At 72.4% G+C, this 18,753-nt stretch carries 17 protein-coding genes and 1 pseudogene; 7 read left to right on the top strand and 11 right to left on the bottom strand.

From position 1 onward, the window contains the following. Positions 1–23: 23 nt before the first annotated feature. Together aroQ and ACFJGV_RS08480 are read left to right on the top strand one after the other, a co-directional pair. The gene (gene aroQ / locus ACFJGV_RS08475; protein WP_378148303.1) at positions 24–689 is read left to right on the top strand and encodes a gamma subclass chorismate mutase AroQ; all 666 of its coding nucleotides are present in this window, start codon (positions 24–26) and stop codon (positions 687–689) included. Positions 690–889: 200 nt separating this feature from the next. Then, a complete protein-coding gene (locus ACFJGV_RS08480; RefSeq protein ID WP_378148305.1) occupies positions 890–1,546 on the top strand; it encodes a class I SAM-dependent methyltransferase in 657 nt (218 codons plus the stop codon). A gap of 132 nt (positions 1,547–1,678) precedes the next feature. Here the strand turns inward: ACFJGV_RS08480 and ACFJGV_RS08485 are convergent, their stop codons facing one another. Then, a complete protein-coding gene (locus tag ACFJGV_RS08485) occupies positions 1,679–2,905 on the bottom strand; it encodes a glycoside hydrolase family 3 N-terminal domain-containing protein (RefSeq protein ID WP_378148306.1) in 1,227 nt (408 codons plus the stop codon). A gap of 188 nt (positions 2,906–3,093) precedes the next feature. Continuing rightward, on the bottom strand, positions 3,094–3,576 hold the full coding sequence (locus tag ACFJGV_RS08490) for a MarR family winged helix-turn-helix transcriptional regulator (RefSeq protein WP_378148308.1): 483 nt from the start codon (positions 3,574–3,576) through the stop codon (positions 3,094–3,096). A gap of 75 nt (positions 3,577–3,651) precedes the next feature. Between ACFJGV_RS08490 and ACFJGV_RS08495 the strand changes: the two genes are divergently transcribed. Together ACFJGV_RS08495 and ACFJGV_RS08500 are read left to right on the top strand one after the other, a co-directional pair. After that, positions 3,652–5,862 (top strand): LLM class flavin-dependent oxidoreductase, encoded by a 2,211-nt coding sequence (locus ACFJGV_RS08495; RefSeq protein WP_378148310.1) that lies wholly within the window; start codon positions 3,652–3,654, stop codon positions 5,860–5,862. A gap of 96 nt (positions 5,863–5,958) precedes the next feature. After that, on the top strand, positions 5,959–6,801 hold the full coding sequence (locus ACFJGV_RS08500; RefSeq protein ID WP_378148312.1) for an alpha/beta fold hydrolase: 843 nt from the start codon (positions 5,959–5,961) through the stop codon (positions 6,799–6,801). A gap of 98 nt (positions 6,802–6,899) precedes the next feature. Here ACFJGV_RS08500 and ACFJGV_RS08505 read toward each other — a convergent pair whose 3' ends face one another. The 6 genes from ACFJGV_RS08505 to ACFJGV_RS08530 form a co-directional block, all read right to left on the bottom strand. Continuing rightward, a complete protein-coding gene (locus ACFJGV_RS08505) occupies positions 6,900–7,904 on the bottom strand; it encodes a septum formation family protein (RefSeq protein WP_378148313.1) in 1,005 nt (334 codons plus the stop codon). A gap of 277 nt (positions 7,905–8,181) precedes the next feature. Continuing rightward, on the bottom strand, positions 8,182–11,217 hold the full coding sequence (locus tag ACFJGV_RS08510) for a DUF2207 domain-containing protein (protein WP_378148315.1): 3,036 nt from the start codon (positions 11,215–11,217) through the stop codon (positions 8,182–8,184). Positions 11,218–11,269: 52 nt separating this feature from the next. Further along, positions 11,270–11,989: a Pr6Pr family membrane protein gene (locus ACFJGV_RS08515; protein WP_378148317.1), complete on the bottom strand. Its 720-nt coding sequence runs from the start codon at positions 11,987–11,989 to the stop codon at positions 11,270–11,272. A 100-nt stretch (positions 11,990–12,089) separates the two neighbouring features. Beyond that, a complete protein-coding gene (locus ACFJGV_RS08520; RefSeq protein ID WP_378148319.1) occupies positions 12,090–12,668 on the bottom strand; it encodes a hypothetical protein in 579 nt (192 codons plus the stop codon). A gap of 217 nt (positions 12,669–12,885) precedes the next feature. Next, on the bottom strand, positions 12,886–14,595 hold the full coding sequence (locus ACFJGV_RS08525; RefSeq protein WP_378148320.1) for a hypothetical protein: 1,710 nt from the start codon (positions 14,593–14,595) through the stop codon (positions 12,886–12,888). After that, positions 14,592–15,296 carry an RNA polymerase sigma factor gene (locus ACFJGV_RS08530; protein ID WP_378148322.1) on the bottom strand — a complete coding sequence of 235 codons (705 nt, stop codon included), beginning with the start codon at positions 15,294–15,296 and terminating at the stop codon, positions 14,592–14,594. The genes ACFJGV_RS08525 and ACFJGV_RS08530 overlap by 4 nt, the downstream gene beginning before the upstream one ends. A gap of 83 nt (positions 15,297–15,379) precedes the next feature. Between ACFJGV_RS08530 and ACFJGV_RS08535 the strand changes: the two genes are divergently transcribed. Further along, positions 15,380–16,135 (top strand): hypothetical protein, encoded by a 756-nt coding sequence (locus ACFJGV_RS08535; RefSeq protein WP_378148324.1) that lies wholly within the window; start codon positions 15,380–15,382, stop codon positions 16,133–16,135. A gap of 81 nt (positions 16,136–16,216) precedes the next feature. After that, on the top strand, positions 16,217–16,405 hold the full coding sequence (locus ACFJGV_RS08540; RefSeq protein WP_378148325.1) for a hypothetical protein: 189 nt from the start codon (positions 16,217–16,219) through the stop codon (positions 16,403–16,405). Positions 16,406–16,465: 60 nt separating this feature from the next. Here the strand turns inward: ACFJGV_RS08540 and ACFJGV_RS08545 are convergent, their stop codons facing one another. Both ACFJGV_RS08545 and ACFJGV_RS08550 read right to left on the bottom strand, forming a co-directional pair. Further along, the gene (locus ACFJGV_RS08545) at positions 16,466–16,870 is read right to left on the bottom strand and encodes an MBL fold metallo-hydrolase (protein ID WP_378148327.1); all 405 of its coding nucleotides are present in this window, start codon (positions 16,868–16,870) and stop codon (positions 16,466–16,468) included. 89 nt (positions 16,871–16,959) lie between these two features. Further along, positions 16,960–17,184: pseudogene (locus ACFJGV_RS08550) on the bottom strand (MBL fold metallo-hydrolase); the annotation flags it as partial. Positions 17,185–17,237: 53 nt separating this feature from the next. On the opposite strand from ACFJGV_RS08550, the gene ACFJGV_RS08555 reads away from it, so the two are divergent. Then, positions 17,238–17,783 (top strand): TetR/AcrR family transcriptional regulator, encoded by a 546-nt coding sequence (locus ACFJGV_RS08555; protein WP_378148329.1) that lies wholly within the window; start codon positions 17,238–17,240, stop codon positions 17,781–17,783. A gap of 62 nt (positions 17,784–17,845) precedes the next feature. Here ACFJGV_RS08555 and ACFJGV_RS08560 read toward each other — a convergent pair whose 3' ends face one another. After that, positions 17,846–18,733 (bottom strand): glycosyltransferase, encoded by an 888-nt coding sequence (locus tag ACFJGV_RS08560; protein ID WP_378148330.1) that lies wholly within the window; start codon positions 18,731–18,733, stop codon positions 17,846–17,848. Positions 18,734–18,753: the final 20 nt, after the last annotated feature.

Here is an 18,753-nt window from a genome sequence, read left to right on the forward strand (position 1 = left end):
TGCGACGCCCCTACGCTGGCCGCATGCAGCTCGACATCCTCCGTCTCCGCCGAGTCGTTGCGGCCGCATCCCTCGTCACCGCCACGGGCCTCGCGCTCGCCGGGTGCGCGACCGGCACCGCGCCCGCCTCGCTCTCCACCCCCACCGCGAGCGCCGCGCTCTCCACCCCCGCCGCGACGGGTTCCGCGGTCAGCACCCCCGCATCCGACGTCCCCTCGGGCGCGTTCGACGCCGCGGTCGGCCTGATCGTCGAGCGCCTCGACACCGCCCCGCAGGTGGCGGCGTCGAAGCTCTTCAGCGGACAGCCCGTCACCGACCCCGCCCGCGAGCAGGTCGTGCTCGACACCGCCGCCGCGGCCGCCCAGCAGGCGGGCGCCGATCCGGAGTACGTGCGGTCCGTCTTCACCGACCAGATCGCCGCGAGCAAGCAGGTGCAGCAGTCGCTGCTCGATCAGTGGGCGGCCGCATCCGCCGCCGCGCCCACCTCCGCGCCCGACCTGGCGACCGAGGTGCGCCCGATCCTCGACCGCATCTCCACCGAGCTCGTCCCGGCGCTGGCCGCGGTGCAGCAGTACCGCTCCGACCCCGGATGCGCGGGTGCGCTGGCCGCCTCCCTCGCCGCCGTCACCCCCTCCACCCCGGAGGTCGCGGCCGCCCTCCCCGCCGCCACCGCCCACCTCTGCTCCTGACGCCGCGCACCGTGCCCGTCGGCGCCCGGAGTGCACCCGATGGATGCGACTCCCGTGCTCGTGCAACCGCTCTTCCTGGGTGCACTCGGCCCGGGGATCACGCGCCGGCGTTTGCCGTTTCGGCATGCCGACGTGCGTGGGCGGCGCGCATCCGCTGTGATGGGGGGATGCCGCACGAACCGCACGAACACTCCCGCCCCGTGGACTTCTGGGAAGAGCGCTACGGCAGTTCCGGGCAGGTGTGGTCGGGGCGGGTGAACGCGACGACCGCGGCCGTCGTCGCCGAGCTCGAGGCGACCGGGGTCGCGGCGGGCACCGCCCTCGACCTCGGATGCGGCGAGGGCGGCGACGCCCTCTGGCTCGCCCAGCGCGGATGGCGGGTCACCGGCCTCGACATCTCGCCGACGGCCATCTCGCGGGCGCGCGACGCCGCGGCGGCCGCAGGGCTGGATGAGGGCCACGCGCGCTTCGTCGCCACCGACCTCTCGAGCTGGCTGGCGGGCGAAGACGGCGCGGGGCCTACGACCGACACGGTCGACCTCGTCACGGCGAGCTTCTTCCACTCCCCGGTGCTGTTGCCGCGCAGCGAGATCCTCGCGGCGGCGGCGGGCCTGGTCGCTCCTGGCGGGCATCTGCTGCTCGTCACCCACGCGGTGATGCCCCCGTGGGCCAAGGGCGAGGACGCCGCCCACCACGCCGACCTCCTCAGCCCCGACGAGGAGGTCGAGGCGCTCGCCCTCGACCCCACCGAGTGGGAGGTGCTGCTCGTCGAGACGCGCCGCCGCCAGGCCACCGGACCCGACGGTCAGCCCGCTCTGCTCGACGACGGCGTCGTCCTCGCCCGCCGCATCGCCTGAGCCCGCCGCATGGCTGAGCCCGCCGCATGGCTGAGCCCCCAGCATCGTCCCATGCCTCACGCCCGACCACCGCGCCGGGACACGAGCCACCCGCCCGCGGCGCCGCTCAGCTCAGCAGAGCTCCAGCTCACGTCACCCCAGCGGCTGTGCCTTCGCGACCACGATGTGGCGCGCCGCATCGGCCACCCGAGCCGCGAACGTCGGATCGGCCTGCGCCTTCGCGAGCACCGCCGCGTACATCTCCGGATACACCGACGAGTCCGCCGACACGAGCAGCAGATCGACTCCCGCCGAGAGCGCGAGCGTGGCCCGATCGCCCGGCGACCACGCCTGCACCTCTGCGGCGGCGGAGAGGTCGTCCGTCGTGATCACACCGGTGAAGCCGAGCTGGTCGCGCAGCAGCGTCGTCGCGATCGTGCTCGAGAACGCCGCCGGCCCTGACGGGTCGATGTTCGCGTAGGTGGCGGTCGACAGCATGACGACCGCGGGGCCCTGGGCCAGCAGGGTGCGGTAGACCCCGACGTCCGGCCCGTCGGTGGTGACGACGGTGTCGGTGACACCGGTGTCGGTGTCGGTGTTCTCCCCCACATGCCCGAGCCCGGGGAAGTGCTTGAGCGTCGGCATCACACCGGCGTCGCGCATCCCGGCGGCGAAGGCGCCCGCTCCGGCGACCACCGCATCCTCGGAGTAGCCGTACTCGCGGTCGAGCTCGCCGATCGGCGGGTTGCTCTGCGCCGTCTCGGGGCTCGTGACGATGTCGGCGACAGGCGCGAGGTTCATGGTGACCCCCGACTGCGACAGCTCGGCGCCCCACTGAGCGGCGGATGCGCGCAGTTGGTCGGGAGAGGACTGCCCCTGCGTGAGAGCGGACGGCATGTCGTCAAAGCCCGGCCCGGACAGCACCTGCACGTCGCCGCCCTCCTGGTCGGTCGAGACCCACAGCTTCGGGGCGCCCGGGGAGAGTGAGGAGGTGAAGGTCTCGACGACCTGCAGGGTCGCGTCGGTGCCCGCCGACGAGCGGCCGTGCAGGAAGATGCCGCCGATCTGCTGCTGGATCACCGCGTTCAGCGTGGTCTGATCGACCGAGTCGGCGCCGGTGCCGACCATGAAGAGCTGTCCGACCTGCTGCTCGAGGCTCATGCCCGCGATCGGATCGACGGGGGTCGGCGTGGGTGTGGGCGTCGGCGTGCGTGTGGGCGACGGGGTCGGGGATGCGGTGGGCGTGCCGGGCGCGGGAGCCGGGCTGACGCACCCGGCGAGTACGAGAAGGGCCGCGCCGGCCGCAGCCAGGAGCCCCATCGGGCGGGCGACGCGTCGGCGGGTCGGGGTGGAGCGGGCTGCGGTGGTTCGGGTCTGCATCGCTCCTGAACCTACCCGGCTGCGCCGACAGGCGCCTCCGACCGGCCCCACGCGGGTGGTCGCCGTCAGAAGGTACCGTCAGAGCGGCGATACCGCGCAGACGGGGTCGTGTGCGCTCTCACGGTACCTCTCGGCGCCCACCCGCCCCCCGACCGGGCAGGGCGACGCCACCGGGCAGGCCACACCCTTCAGCGCGCCGAGTCGGCCAGGATGTCCTGCACCACGCGGCACGCGTCGTGCTCTCCGTCGCCCGTGTGCATCCCCGCGGCCGCGCGCTCGACGAGCGAGCGCAGCGACGCGCCCTCCTCCGTCGACAGCCCGGGGAACAGCCCCTTCTCGACGGCGGCCACCCGCGCTCGCAGCTCCGCGAGCCGCGTGCGCCCGGATGCGGTGAGCACGAGCCGGCGCACCCTGCGGTCGCGCGCATCCGCCGTCCGCTCCACGAGACCCGCGGCGGCGAGGTCGTCGAGCACGTAGGTGAGCACGGTGCGGTCGATGCCGAGGTGCATCGCGATCGCGGCCTGGGTCGGCGGGTCGCCCACGGCGAGCGAGCTGAGGATCTGGAACCCCCGGGGCCCGTGGGGCAGGTCGCCCACCGCCTCCTCCGTCTCGCGCTGCCAGGCGCGGAACACGACGCCGAGCGCCCAGCCGAGCTCCGAGTCGTGTGCCATGCCCCGATCCTACCGGAATACGTTGTGAATCATATAGGTTGTGTCACAGACGATCTTGAGAGCAGAGGACCAGCCATGGACTACGGCCACCCGATCCGCTTCGGCACCTTCATCACCCCCGCGGCCGCGAGCCCGCAGGCCCCGGTGGCGCTCGCCCAGCTCAGCGAGCAGCTGGGGTACGACCTCGTCACGTTCCAGGACCACCCGTACCAGCCCGCGTTCCTCGACACGTGGACCCTGCTCACCTGGGCGGCCGCGTCGACGAGCACCATCCACCTGTCCGCGAACGTCCTCAACCTCCCGTTGCGACCGGCCGCCGTGACGGCCCGCGCCGCCGCGTCGCTCGACCTGCTCTCGGGCGGCCGCGTCGACCTCGGCCTCGGTGCCGGCGCCTTCTGGGACGCCATCGAGGCCATGGGCGGCACCCGCCTCACGCCGGGGCAGGCGGTCGACGCGCTCTCGGAGGCGATCGACGTCATCCGGGGCATCTGGAACCCCGCCGACCGCACCCCGCTCCGCGGCGGCGAGCACTACCCCATCCGCGGGGCCAAGCGCGGCCCCGCGCCGGCACACGAGATCCCGATCTGGCTCGGCGCCTACAAGCCCCGGATGCTGCGCCTCACCGGCCGCAAGGCCGACGGCTGGCTGCCCTCCCTCGGGTACCTGCAGGACGGACAGCTCGCCGAGGGCAACGCGCGCATCGACGACGCGGCGCACGAGGCCGGCCGCGACCCGTCGGAGGTGACGCGGCTGCTCAACATCGGCGGCGGCGAGAGCATCGACCAGCTCGTGTCGCTGGCACTCGCCGACGGCGTGAGCACGTTCATCCTGGCCTCCGACGATCCCGCGCAGCTGCAGCGCTTCGCGGAGGAGACCATCCCCGCCGTGCGCTCGGCGGTGACCGACGAGCGGGAGCGCCGCGGCACCGCCGTGCTCAGCGGACGGAGCGCCCGCGCACTCGCCCAGCGACGCGAGGGCATCGCGTACGACGACCTGCCCGAGTCGCTCCGCGACTCCGCGGTGGAGCCCGGCGACCTCGGCTTCGCCGGCGTCCGCTCGACGTACATGCGCGCGGGCTCCCCGGGTCTCGTGCTGCGCCCGCGCACCGTCGACGAGGTGGTGGACGCCGTGGGCTTCGCCCGCCGTCATCCCGACCTGCCGCTGGGCGTGCGCAGCCGCGGGCACGGCATCAGCGGACGGAGCACGAACGACGGCGGGCTGGTCATCGACCTCGCCGCACTCGACTCGATCGTGGTGCTCGACGAGTCGCGCCGCCTCGTGCGCGTCGGCCCGGGCGCGCGATGGATGGACGTGGCCGCCGCCCTGCAGCCCCACGGCTGGGCCCTGTCGAGCGGCGACTACGGCGGCGTGGGCGTCGGCGGCCTCGCCACGGCGGGCGGGGTCGGCTTCCTGTCCCGTGAGCACGGCCTCACGATCGACCACCTCGTCGCGGCGGAGGTGGTGCTCGCCGACGGGTCCGTCGTCCGCACCTCGGCGACGGACGAGCCCGACCTGTTCTGGGCGATCCGCGGCGCCGGCGCGAACGTCGGCATCGTCACCGCGTTCGAGTTCGAGGTCGACGAGGTGACCGAGGTCGGATGGGTGCAGCTCGCCTTCGACGCCTCCGACACGGAGGGCTTCCTCGAGCGCTTCGGCGCGGCGATGGAGGCGGCGCCGCGCGACGTGACGCTGTTCCTCATCCTCGGGGCCGCCCGCCCGGGCGAGCCGACGGTCGCGCAGGTGTACGGGGTGGTCGACTCGCCGGATCCCGACACGATCATCGCTCGCCTGCAGCCGTTCGCCGAGATCGCGCCGATCGTGGGGCAGCAGGTGCAGCTCGCGCCCTATGCGGCGGTGATGGCGAACGCGTCGGATGCGACCCACGACGGTCAGGGCGAGCCCGGCTTCCGCTCCACCCTGCTCGCGCACCTCGATCCGGAGTCGGCTGCCGCGGCCGCCGCCCTGGTGCGGTCGGGGTCGGCGCCGTGGTTCCAGATCCGCTCGGTGGGCGGTGCCGTGGCTGACGTGGCACCGGAGGCGACGGCGTACGCGCACCGCTCCGCGAACTTCTCGGTGACGGCGATCGGCCGTTCCGCGAGGTTCGACGCGCTCTGGGACGAGCTCGCCGCCCACGGCGAGGGCCTCTACCTGAGCTTCGAGACCCGCACGGGCGCCGCGATCGTGGAGCAGGCGTTCCCGCCCGCGCACCTCGCCCGCCTGCGCGCGCTGAAGCGCCGCGTCGACCCCGCCCGCCTCTTCCAGGACAACTTCCCCATCCCCGTGTAACCGCCGTGCCCCGACGCCGGGCCGCCCGTCCGCCCGGCTGCGAGCGAGAGCACATGGACCCGGGTCTCGACCAGGCGGATGCGGGACAATGGGGCCATGGCGGGGATCAGAGCGCTCATCCGGGAGCAGCGGGAGCCGCTGCTGCACGTGTCGGTCGACTCCGACCCGACGCCCTCCGGCGAGGGTGGCCCCCGCCTCCACGGAGAGCAGCCGCCGACGGTGGTGCTCGTGCACGGCATCGCGTCCAGTACGACGACGTTCGACTTCGTGGTGCCCCTCATCCGCGACTCGTACCGCGTGGTCGCGATCGACCTCCTCGGCTTCGGGCAGTCGCCCCAGCCCCCGGATGCGGAGTACACGCTCGAGGAGCATGTCGACGCCCTCGCCCACACCCTCCGCCACCTCGGCCTCGGGCGGTTCACGCTGGTGGGTCACTCGCTGGGCTGCCTCATCGCCTCGCGCTACGCGGCCACGCATCGGCACGCGCTCGACAAGCTCGTGCTCGTCAGCCCGCCGGTGTACCAGTCACCGGCCGAGATCGGCGATCCGCGCACCCGAGCCCGTGTGTCGGGATACCTGGCGGCGTACCGCTTCTTCCGCGAGAACAAGGACTTCACGCTCGCGAACGCCGCCTGGGTGACGAAGCTGCTGCCCATCGAGCACGTGATGGAGATCACCGAGCAGAACTGGACGCCGTTCGTGAAGTCGCTCGAGAACTGCATCGAGACGCAGACGATCATCAGCGATCTGGCCACCGTCGAGGTGCCGATCGAGGTCGTCTACGGCACGCTCGACGAGTTCCTCGTGCCCGGCAGCGTCGCGATCCTGTCGCGGATGAGGGGCGTCACCACGCATCCGGTGCACGTGAACGACCACGTCATCCGCCGCTCGATGGCGCGCGTGGTCGCCGCCGCGATCGGAGCCCCACCCGCGCACTGACCGCACCGAGCCCGCCCAGCGCCCAGACAGCGATCGGCGCCGCACCCGCGCACTGAGTGCGGGGTGCGGCGCCGATCGGATGCGCGGGGCGCGGAAGGTCAGCGCTTGCTGCCCTCGAGGGTTCCCGTGACCTTGCCGGCCGGGTCGTAGATGACACAGGAGACCAGACGGTCGTCTGCGTTCTCCCACGACTGGGTGGTGGGCGTGTAGTAGTTGTAGTTCAGCGTCGAGTCGGCGTAGGGGATGCCCACGAACGCCTCGTAGGCGGCGGAGCAGCCGTCCTCGGCGTCCTGCGAGACGACGTCGTCGCCCGGGTAGGTGCTGCCGCCCGTGATGTCGAAGTCGTAGTAGACCTCGTAATCGTGCGGGTCGGAGCAGTTGACCAGCGGCACGTCGCTGACCTCGGTACCGGAGGTGGTGTCGTTCAGGCAGTCGCCCACCTGGATCGAGAACACGTCGACCTGGGTCTCATCGGTGTCTCCGCCGTCGCTCGGCGAGGTGGTGGCGCTGGGCGTGTAGTCGCTCAGGCCGCCCACGACGGCCGCGGTGGTGGTGCCCGCGATGACGACGGCGATGATCGAGAAGATCGCGACGATGACGCCGATGCCGGTGAGCACGGCGCCGACCACGATGCCCGCGGTCGCCGGTCCGTTCTTGTATCCGGCGCGCTTCGACTGGTTGCGGGCGATGATCGAGATGATCAGACCCACGACGTTGGCGAAGATCGCGACGATCAGACCGACGATGCCGAGCGTCTTGCCGGGGAAGTCACCCGGATTCTGCGGGGGCTGGCCGGGGCCGCCGGGGTAGCCCGGTCCGCCGTTGCCGGGGTAGCCGGGTCCACCGTTGCCGGGGTATCCGGGGCCGGACGGAGGCGGTGTCTGTCCGCCGCCGACACCACCGGGCTGATAGGCCGGCGGGGGCGGGGTGGAGCCGGACGGACCCGAGGGCTGTCCGTACGGGTTGCTGCTCCCGGGGCCCGAGGGCGGGTTCGAGCCGGATGCGGAGGGCACGGGCGGCGGACCGTACGGGTTGCTGCTACCCGGGTTGCTGCTGCCCGGGCCGGACGGCGGCGGGGGCGTCGAGCTCGAGGGGGACGGCACCGGCGGCGGACCGTAGGGGTTGCTGCTTCCCGGGCCCGACGGGGGCGGAGGCGTGGAGGACTGACCGTACGGGCTGCTGCTCCCCGGACCGGGCGGCGACGGCTGCTGGCCGTAGGGCGCGGGCGGCGCAGGCGGACCTGCCGGCGGCTGCTGACCCTGGGTCTGCGGGGGCTGGTATGTAGGGGGCAGCGGCGGCGTCTTCTGCTCGTCGGGCCGGCTGTCTCCCCCAGTCGGGTCGGTCATGTCTCGCTCTCCTCGTGACAGAGATCGAAGGCGCTCACCCCCGATCCTTTTTCGACCGTACTCGCCCCCGTCGTCGTCGGCTATGGGGAGAACTCACCATCCCACCACTCCCCGACGACGAGACATCCGCCCGCTTCTCCGGCCGCACCGCGACGATCCCGGCCACCCCGGCGACCACCGCGACGACCGCGCTGATCGCGAGCGGCGGGAACTCAGTCCAGTCGGACGGCATGTCGATGCTCGCCCAGACGAACAGGATCACGGCGGAGAGAGCCGACGCCGTCCCGAGCCGCCAGACCAGGTCGCGGAAGGTGCCGGGGCGCGTCTCGCGCGACCTCAGGATCGCATGCCCGACCGCGAGCGCCGCGATGAGGAACGCGAGCAGCGCGAGCCCCGCCACCAGCAGGATGGGGAGCACACGGTCGAGCTGACCGCGCTCCACGGCGCCCGCATCCGGACCGGTGAACGTGCCCGCCGGGAACTCGAGCATCGCGCCGAGGTCCGAGAAGGTGGTGTCGGTCGGATACCCGTACTCGCCGTTCGTCTCGGTGAGCACGTGCCGCGTGCCCCCGTCGGCCGGCTCCGCGGCCTCGGTGATCGTGCCGTAGTCGGACGGTGACGGGCTCTCGAGGTAGTCGGGCGGACCCAGTTCGGCGACCGCGGTGCCGAACGGGAAGACGGAGTCCTTCCAGTCGCGCGCGCTCTCGGCGGTGTCGGGATCCTCGCGGAGCCAGCCGGCCGACTCCGCGAGCGAGGAGAGGTCGTCGGGCACGGTGAGCGACACCTCGACGGGGCTCGGTCCGTCGGTCTGGTAGCCCCAGCTGTCCCAGCCGTCGAGGAGGGCGACCCACTGCATCCGATCGACTGTCGCACCGGGGGTGCCGGCCATCGGCGAGCCGGGGGCTGCGGTCACGGGCGAGGAGAGCGAGTACACGACCTCGACCTCGTGCGTGTCGGTGAGCACCTGGGGCATGCGCGTGGCGAGCACGGCGAGATCGCCCGCGCGGGTCACGTCGAAGGGCACGTCGTCTCCATCGACGCGGATGCTCGTCACCGAGAGCCCGAGGTCCTGCCCGTCCATCTCGGCGGGCAGCTTCTGCGCGAACTGCGGCGGGCGGGTGGCGTCGTCGTCGATCGACATCGAGAAGGTCTCGGTGACGTCGAGCCTGGCGCGGCCCCCGTCGTCGCGCGAGAGCACGGCGTCGACGGAGGCGGAGTCGATGTTCGTGTAGAGCGCGCCGGGCACGTCGAAGTCGTAGGAGTCGAACGTCGAGGTCTGCGGGTAGGGGGTCGGGACGGTGGAGACCAGGGCGATCGACCCGCCGAGGAGTAGCACCGCGAGCGCGTTGACGAGGATGCGCGGCCAGGTCACGAAGTCGCGTGTGCGCCACTCGCGGGCGGAGGGCGCGTCGTCGCCGAGCTCCCGGTCGACGAGCTCCGTCGCGCGTCTGCCTGCCTCGCGCGGATCCTCGAGCAGCAACGCGTACGGCAGCAGCGCGTCCGTCACGGTCGCCCGCTCGAGCAGGCGCGTGCGCTCGGCGTAGACCCCGATGCCGCGCAGGTGCTGCTTCACCAGGGCGCCCTTGCGGGTGAGCGGGCGAGCGCTGAGGGCGATGGCGAGCACGACGAGCGAGATCGCGGTCGAGACGAGCACGAAGGCGGCGGGCCACCACACGATGGTGAGCTTCGCCTGGTGCGACAGCTGCCGGACGATGCCCCACTGCACGAGCGTCAGGGCGATCGGCGCGAGGATGAACCAGTCGCGCACGAAGCCGCGCGGGATGCGGCGGAACCCGTCGGAGATCTGCCGTCGGCGCTCCGGGGAGACGTCGTACGCCGTCCTCGCGCGCAGCCGGTCGCCGACGCGCCCGGTGCGGCGGGCGGCGCGGCCCGCGGCGATGAGGGCGGCCCGACGGCTGCCGCGGTTCTTTCTCCGAACCTCGTCGAGCGCGCCCGCGAGCTCGCGGGTGCGCGGTCGCTCGAGGATCTGCGCCGCCACGAGCGGCGACACCCCCTGGGGCGGATCGTACTGCGCGACGAACCACGGCCGGCCCCGGGCGTCGCTCCACGCCACCGCGCGGGCGGCCAGCGTGAACAGCAGCGTGACCACGAGCACGGCGAGTGGCACCAGCGGGCCGAACGTCTGCACGAGGAACACCGGCGACGGTCCGGGCATCGTGATCGTGCCCGGCTGGAAGCGCATGTCGAACCACGCCTGCCCGTTCGGCGGGATGTTCTGGTCGAGAGTGAACCGGTACGTGGTCTGCCCGGGCGGGCTGTCCGCCTCGGGCTCCAGCCAGTCGCCGCCGCTCACGAGCAGCCACGCGATGTCGGCCCGGGGCTGACGCACGAGCCGGTCGGCGAGCCCGTCGGGCATCGTGATGGTCACCTCGAGCGCCGAGAACGCCTGCGGCCAACTGGGGCCGAACACGCTCCACTCGAGCAGGTCGACGTCGCCGCCGGAGGCATCGTCGGTCGACTCGTAGGCGAGGTCCTGCAGCGTGTAGCGGAGGGTGAACTCGTGGTCGCCGCTCAAGCGCTGCCCGGTGTCGAGCGTGTACGTGAGGCGGTCGGAGGTGGTCTGACTCGGGGGATCGACCGGCTGACCGTCGATCGTGGCCTCGAGGAGTGTCGGGTCGAGCGCGTGGCCCTGGTACTCCACCGGGAGCACACGCTGGATGCCGCTCTCATCGACGTCGTCGGGGAAGAACGCGGTGATGGTCTCGACCACCTCGGCCTGCAGCCGCCCGTCCTCGGTCTGGGTGAGCGTGTAGTCCGCGGTGAAGTCGCGGGCGATCCACGTGTCGGTGGCGGTGCTCGCGGATCCCGTGATGTCGTCGAACGTCAAAGGCGGGTTGATGACGGGACCGAACAGCAGCACGAGCCCGGCGACGCCGATCAGACCCCAGAACGCGCGCAGCCCGCTGCGGAGCCTCTTCCCGCCGTGCGAGCGCAGCCACGCCTCGAGCGCCAGCAGCCACCGCGAGAGGAGCGCCCACAACGGGGTCGGCTTCGGCCGCCCGTCCGGGATCCGCCCGCCCTCGCGCCCCTCGTCGTCCTCCCCCGTCACGTCTCCACCCTATGCGGGCTCGCGCGAGCGCTCAGCGGGATCGCGCGAGCGCTCAGCGGATCAGGGAGGGGAGGCGCTTGTCGAGGAGGGTGAGGATGGCGGCGATCACCATCGCGATGAGGAGGATGCCGAGGCAGTTGCGCACCGACTCTCCGAACCCGGTCACGGTGACGTCGAGGAACGGATACGGGTACCAGGACGTGATCGCGCCGTGCACGAAGGTGTACACGAGCCAGGCGATCGGCCAGATGAACGCCGCCGCGGCGGCGCGCCAGCCCATCCGCGGCCGGGGTCCGAAGATCAGCCAGCCGATGAGGGTCGCCCACGGCGAGATGTAGTGGAAGCCGATCGTCGCGGCCAGCGCCCAGCCCTGCGGGTGCACCAGCGGCGCGAGGATGGTCTCGTACACCAGGCCGGTGATGATGATGCCGAGCATCGCGTCCAGTCGCAGCACCCGCCAGACGGGGCCGTCGCGCCGGATGCTCACGAGCAGCGCGATCGAGGTCCCGAGCACGAAGAGGTTGCTCTGGATGGTGAAGTAGCTGAACAGCCGCACGAACTTCGTGGCGAGGGTCTCGCTGGACGCGCTGGTCGCGCTCGTCGTGGAGTTGACGTCCTGCCCGCCGGTGAGGATGAGCGTGATCTGGATCACGAGCGCCGCCGCGACGATCACGGCGATGGCGCCGAACCAGATCCGGGCCGCGAGCGCTCGCGGGTCCCGCCCGCTCGTGGAGCCGGCGGCCGGTCCCGCCGTCGTCACCGTGTCGCCCATGCGCCGCCCCCTCGTCGCGAGCGTCGGCGCCCGCATCCGCCCCTCATGCTAGGGGCCGGATGCCCCGTGGCGACAGAGGGCCTTTCTGGCGGGGACGCGGTCAGGTGGCTGAGCCGCCCATCCCGCAGGTGGCGCTGACCGCCTCGCCGCACATCACGCCGAGCGCGACGTACTGCACGAGGAGCACCACCCACACCACCGCGCTGAGAATCGGGTTGCCGATGATGAGGATCCACGAGAACGTGAGCAGCGTCGTGCGCGCCCGCAGTGCGCTCGATCGCGGGCTGACGAGCTTCACCGTCGCCCAGCCGCGGCGGGCCGTGCTGAGGTGCACGATGAGGAGCACGAGGCCGATCAGCCACAGCGGCACCGTCACCAGCAGGTAGTTGCCGAAGGCGGGCCCGATCCCCTCGAGCAGCGCGTACGTCGCGCGCGGACCCCCGGGGTACGCCCACACCGACACCAGCAGCTGCACCGTCACGACCAGGATGGCGACACCCATCACGAGCGTCACCACGAGCATCCACTGCCCGCGTCCCTTCACGGGCGGCCACACCCCGGCGACGAGCGCCGTCGCGGCGGGCTGCGCCCATCCCGAGTAGGTCAACTCCCGGATCACGGCCTCCGGCTCGGCGCCCACCGACGCCCGCCATCGCACGTACTGCTGCGCCTCTTCCACGCCCTCACCCTAGCGAGGTCGGGCGGACGGCGGCGGGCGGATGGCGGCGGGCGGGCTGCCGCTCTGTCGTGCTTCGCCTCAGCCTCCGCCTCGGCGTCACGTATGCCAGTGGCCGTGGGCACCCCCGCCCACGGCCACCGGTCGCGCCCGAGCCCCCGCTCGAGCGCCCGGCGGTCGCCGCTCCCCCCACGGGTCAGCGTCCGCCGGAGTCACCTGCTCAACCGAGCCCGAACATCGTCCCGCCCGAGAGTCCGACGAGATACCCGCCGGCGAAGGTCCAGTACTCATCCGAGGCGATCGGTCTGGTCCAGAGCACCTGGCCGGTGATCGCATCCCTCACGGTGCCCGTCGGGACGGTGCCCTCGGGGCTGCGGTACTTGTAGGTGGCGAGACCGCCGGTGCCCCAGCCGCCCTCGAGGTCGTACGCGGCGGCCGATCCGCTGGGCGAGGTGTAGTCGGGCCGGAGGTCAGCATGGGAACCCGCGTCCGTGAGCTCTCCTTCGGGCGTGAACGCGCACGCTGCGACGCGCGGCTCCTGGACGTAGAGCTCATTCGGACTGCTCACCCACTGGATGAGGAACCCGTCCGGGGTGAGCTGGAAGTCCGCGAGCCCCCTGTCGCACCCAGACCCGTCGGCGATCCATCCAGTTTCGCCGGTGAGCCCGTCGACGAGCTCGAGGCGCCCGTCAGCGTGCATGATCGGCACCACGGAGGAGGACTGGAACTTCGCGAGCGGGTTCGCTCTGGTCTCCGACACATGCCCGACCATGATGCCCGCGGGGTCGTCCCGGCTCCAGAACTCGTTGCCCGCCGCATCGATGCCGGCCACGGAGACCTGCTTGTTGTCACCGCTGCGCAGTCGGAGGGTGACCCCGTCGCGAAAGTCGTACTGACGGTCCGTGGGGCCCTGATGCATGACGGCGCCCGTCTCGACGTCGACCACCTCGATCATCGACTTGCCCCCGTCCACGTAGGTGATCGGCAGCACCGAACTGTCGGAGGGCGCCGCCGCGAACCCGGCGTGAGCGGACGGCAGTTGGATCGACCAGACCGGCGCCGAGAGGTCGAGAGGATGTGCCCGCAGCACCTCCGACGTGCCGGCGTCGGTCTGTCGGCTCACCAGCACGTCGCCCGAGTCGTCCGCCACCGGCTCCACCCGGGGACGGGCGTCGTACTGGTTCGCGAAGGCGACCTCGCCCAGCGTCGACCCTGTCGCGAGATCGAGCACCTCGTTGGGCACCTCGAAGGGATACGGCTCGGTCGGGGGAACACCCAGCAGGATCGTGCGGACCAGCACCGTGCCCGAGGTGCCGAGCAACGAGACGTCGCTCTGCGGCATCGTCTCCTGCGCGAAGGGCCAGGTCCAGTCGCGGGTCCACACGATGGTGCCGTCGCGGGTGTCGACCAGCGAGAGCCACAGCCGAGTCTCCGCCGGTGCGCATCCGTTCGTGCCGAGGTCTTCAGGCAGGCGCGTCGGGCCGCTCTTCACGAGCGCGAAGCCATCCGACACGTCGAGCACACTCACCGGCTGGCACGGGTCCCCGGCTCCGGGCACCTCGATCGTCCACGCCGGAGTCGCGGGCGGAGCGGCCAGGACGTCGCGGGGCGAGATCGGGTCGCCGGTCACGACGAGCGGATGCGGTTCCCGCGTCGGCGTGGCGGACGGGGTGGGTGTGGCGGTCGGCGTCGCGGACGCGGCCGGGTCCACCGCCGCCTGGGTCGCGGCGGGCGGCCCGAAGAGGTCGATGCCGCCCACCGCGACGGCGACGGCGCTCGATCCGAGACCGATGCCGAGCGCGGCGAGGACGGCGAGCAGGATCAGGCGAGCCCGACGGCGGTGCTCGCGGGCGGGCGACGTGTCGACGGTGTCGACCAGCATGGCGCGGATGGCGTCGCTGCGGTCCTGGTCGAAGCTGGGTCCGGTCATCGCTCTGCACCTCCTGACGTGGTCGTGGATCCGGTGGGCGGGGTCGTGGAATCGGCCGGCGGGTTCGTGGAACCGCCCTCCCGAGTGGCGGGTCCGGCCGGGTCGAGGACGGTCGCGCCCTCGACACGACCACCCTCGAGCAGGTCGGTGATGTGGGCTCCGAGCCGCTGGCGGGCGCGGGAGAGTCGGGACTTGACGGTCCCGACGGGGACCTTCAGCACCGCGGCGGCCTGCTCCATCGGCAGCTCCTCGAGCAGGCAGAGCGTGATGACGTCCTGGTCGTTCGGGGTGAGCTTCGCGAAGGCGGCCCGCACCTGCGCGTCGCGTGTCGAGTTGTCGAGCCGGTCGTCCACCTCCGCCGTCTCATCGGGCTGATCGGAGTCGGCCGGTGCGGGGATGCGCTGCAGCGCCTCGCGGTAGCGGCGGGCGCTGCGCGTCTGGTTGCGGACGACGTAGTTCGTGGTGACGAGCAGCCACGCGATGATCGAACCGTCCACCACACGCACCGACGCGCGTCGGCGCCACGCCTCCAGGAACACCATCGCCGTCACGTCCTCCGCATCGTGCGGCGTCCGGATGAGCCGCAGCGCCTGCCCGAACACCCGGTCGCGATGCCGGTCGAACAGCGCCGCGAAGGCGGAGGAGTCACCGTCGCGGGCGCGCGCCCACGTGGCCTCCTCGTCGAAGTGTCCCGTCCCCATATCCCCTACTGTCCGCGCCCCCTGCGCGGGTTCCATCCTTCCGGTTCGGATGCGCGCCTGGTCGCCACGCGTACCCTGGGGCCATGACCGACACCGGAGTGGAGGCCGCGGCCGGGACGCCCCGCTACCCGAGGCGTCCTGGGCGGGTGGCGCTCTGGGTGCTCGGCGCGATCGCCCCGGTGCTGTGTCTCGTCGTCGCCGTGCCGGGGATCGCCGTGACCTACTTGCTGGCGTATCCGCTCCTCTATGCGGGCCCGGTGGTGGGTGTCGTGGTGATCGCGGGTGGCGCGCTGCGCCGGCACCGGATCCGGCGCGAGCTCGTCGCCACGGGCGCAGGTCTCGGCATGGCCGCGCGAGGGTCGCTCACCGCGGATGCGGTCGGGCCGGTCGCGGCGGATCGCATCCCTCGGTCGGACGACGGATCCACGCTGCGCTCGGCGACCGGTCGCGCAGCCGACGCGACCCTCGTCGCCCGCGAGGCGGCGGAGTTCAGGCTGGTGCGTCAGACCACGCTCTTCGTGGGCTACTCCGCGGTAGCGGCGGTGGGGATCCTCACCGGCGTGACGGCGATCCTCGGCGGGGACGACCTCGCCTTCTTCTCGCTGAGCGCCTTCGCCTTCCTCGGCGTCACGATCGTGGGCGTCGCGCCGGGATGGGCTCTGAGGCGGGGCGTCGTGGTCGGCGAGGAGCACGCGCTCCTCACCCGGACGGGCTCGTGGCGGCTCATCCGGGCCCACCGCATCCTCGCCCTCGTCGTCGGCGGCGCAGCCACGGCGCTCGCGGCCCTCGCCGCGATCACCCTCCCCGTCGGCGGCCCGGGCGCGCTCTGGCCGTTCTGACGCGCCCCCTCGACGCTGCAGCCCGCCACCTGCGCATCACCTCTCCGCTAAACTGATCAAAACTCAGCCAAGATCGGCGCGGTGACCAGGAAGCGGTTCGTCGCCGTCGGAGTGCCCGGCGGCTACAAGATCATCAACTCGAAGACCAAACGACAGTGGGGCAATCACTACGAACTGATGCCCGACGATCTTCTGCGTGAGCTGAACGGAGAGAAGCGCCCCGAGCTCCTCGATCGACTCGAACTCGAGGCTCGGTTGAAGCGGCGCTGACTCCACCCGCCGTAGCACTCCCCGCGTCGGTCGGGCGCGCCGTCAGGCTCAGGCTCAGGCTCAGGACACGGACGCGGCGCGCTCCACGGACTCCACCGCGGACTCCACGCCACCCGCCCACGGGCGGCCGTGACCGGGGAGCACCCACGTCGCGTGCGTGGGGAGCAGCGCGCGAAGCGACGCGAGCGCCTCCCCGGGCGCGTCGGTGAACGGTGCCGGCGCGGGCCCCTCGGCGCCGGTGAGCACGTGACGCGTGGTGAGCGCGTCGCCCACGAACACGGCGTCGACGAACGGCACGTGCACAGCGATGCTGCCGGGAGAGTGCCCCGGCATCCCGATGATCTCCGGCGCCCCCGGGAGCGGGAGGACGTCGCCCGACCGCGCCTCGACCACCTCGGTGAGCCACACCGGTCGGGCGCCGCCCTTCCGCACCGAGTACGCGGCGAAGCCGAGCAGGGGGCCCACGCGCAGCGGCCCGGTGGGGTTCTTCGGCTTGGGGCACCCTTCGCCCGCTCCGCGTCGCCCGGATGCACGTACACCGGCACCCCGTGCTCCCGCCGCAGCCGCTCGGCGAAGCCGACGTGGTCCGAGTCGCCGTGCGTGAGGATGACGCCGCGGATCTCATCGACGCTCCTCCCCATCGCCTTCAGCTCGGCGAGCAGGTCGCGCCAGTGGCCGGGGAGGCCGGCGTCGATGACGGTGATGCCCTCATCCGTGTCGATGAGGTAGGCCGCGACGATGTCGTTGCCGATGCGGTGCAGGTGCGGAGCGAGTTCCATGATGGCTACGATACATAGCTATCATGGCTACTGTCAATAGCTATACTCGGATCATGCCCACCCCCGATCGCACCTCCCTCGACGCCATCGTGGCCGCCGCCCGCGACCTGCTCGAGGAGGACGGGCTCGCCGGCGTGACCATGCAGGCGGTGGCGACGCGGGTGGGCGTCCGCGCGCCGTCGCTCTACAAGCGGGTGCAGAGCCGCGAGGAGCTCATCCGCCTTGTCGCCGAGGCCACGCTCCGCGATCTCACCGAACGTGTCGACGACGCCGAGACGGCGGCGGATGTGCTGGGCCGCTTCCGCGCCTTCGGCAAGGAGCGCCCGGCCGCGTTCCAGCTCGTGATGACGCCCGGCCCCGGCATCCCCGTCGCCGATCGGGAGCTGAGTGCCGCGTCGAGCGCCGCACTCCTCCGCGCGGCCGAGGGCCTGGCGGGCGACGCGGATGCGCTCGAGGCCGCACGAACCCTGACCGCCTGGGCGACCGGGTTCATCAGCATGGAGCTCAACGGCAGCTTCCGCCTCGGCGGCGACGTCGACCGTGCCTGGGCCTACGGCGTCGACCGTCTCGTCGCCGCCCTCAGCGCCCCCCGCGCGTAGCCGCGCCCCAACTCCAGCCCCGCGCGGGGCCGCGCCCGCGCGGGCGGCCCGCAGCGGGAGCGTCAGCTCTCAGGAGTCGCGGCGGCCTTCGGCACGCCGCCCCACTGCCGCGCGGTGCGGTGCTCGCGCAGCTGCCGCTCGAGGTGCAGCGCGGGGTAGATCCCGAGGAACACCGCCATCGGCGCGAGCAGCCTGATGTCGCGGATGCCGTGCGCCTCGTACGTGCGCCGGAAGCGCTCCACGTAGTAGAAGTAGTCCTTCGGCGCGGAGTCGAGCCGCCGCGCCGACATCCCGACCACCATCGCGGAGACGTACCCGATCTTGAGGCCCCGCAGCGCGAGGTGGACGGCGAGGTCGAGGTCTTCGTGCATGAGGTCCTCGCGGTCGGCGCAGGTGTCGTCGCGTACCGCGATCCACGCGGACCGGGTGATCGCCATGTTCGTCCCGAACAGGAAGACGTAGTCGCCGGCGAGCTTCACCTGGATCTTGCGGAACCCGTCGTCCGCCTTGTGCCCGAGCCTCCGCAGCGGCATGTCGTAGTACTCGACCGGCCCGCTCGCCGCGACGAAGTCACCCGACGCGAAGGCCCGCTGCACCTGCTCCACCCAGTTCGGGAACAGCGCGGTGTCGGCGTCGATCCGCCCGATCACGTCGCCTGTCGCCGCGTTGAAGCCCGCGTTGCGGGTCGGGGTGATGCCCTGCTCGGCGTCCTGCGTGACCAGGCGGATGCCCGCATCCGGGAAGGCCGTGGCCATCGCCTCGACGGCGGCGCGGGTGTTGTCGGTCGACTTGTTGTCGACCACGATGATCTCGTGGAACGGCACCGTCTGCTCGATGGCGGCGACGAGGCACTTCCCGATGCTCTCCTCCTCGTTGTAGGCGGGGATCACGAGAGAGACGGTGGGCAGGGTGGTGGGACCAGCGGTGGCGGGAACAACGGTGTCGGTCACGGCGACGCCCTTCGGTCGAG

The organism is Cnuibacter sp. UC19_7, from assembly GCF_042699995.1.
Lineage (GTDB): Bacteria > Actinomycetota > Actinomycetes > Actinomycetales > Microbacteriaceae > Cnuibacter.

Coding starts and splice junctions, on each gene's coding strand:
- aroQ (WP_378148303.1), top strand. CDS start 24: ATGCAGCTCGACATCCTCCGTCTCCGCCGAGTCGTTGCGGCCGCATCC.
- ACFJGV_RS08485 (WP_378148306.1), bottom strand. CDS start 2,905: ATGCAGACCCGAACCACCGCAGCCCGCTCCACCCCGACCCGCCGACGC.
- ACFJGV_RS08490 (WP_378148308.1), bottom strand. CDS start 3,576: ATGGCACACGACTCGGAGCTCGGCTGGGCGCTCGGCGTCGTGTTCCGC.
- ACFJGV_RS08495 (WP_378148310.1), top strand. CDS start 3,652: ATGGACTACGGCCACCCGATCCGCTTCGGCACCTTCATCACCCCCGCG.
- ACFJGV_RS08500 (WP_378148312.1), top strand. CDS start 5,959: ATGGCGGGGATCAGAGCGCTCATCCGGGAGCAGCGGGAGCCGCTGCTG.
- ACFJGV_RS08515 (WP_378148317.1), bottom strand. CDS start 11,989: ATGGGCGACACGGTGACGACGGCGGGACCGGCCGCCGGCTCCACGAGC.
- ACFJGV_RS08525 (WP_378148320.1), bottom strand. CDS start 14,595: ATGACCGGACCCAGCTTCGACCAGGACCGCAGCGACGCCATCCGCGCC.
- ACFJGV_RS08530 (WP_378148322.1), bottom strand. CDS start 15,296: ATGGGGACGGGACACTTCGACGAGGAGGCCACGTGGGCGCGCGCCCGC.
- ACFJGV_RS08535 (WP_378148324.1), top strand. CDS start 15,380: ATGACCGACACCGGAGTGGAGGCCGCGGCCGGGACGCCCCGCTACCCG.
- ACFJGV_RS08555 (WP_378148329.1), top strand. CDS start 17,238: ATGCCCACCCCCGATCGCACCTCCCTCGACGCCATCGTGGCCGCCGCC.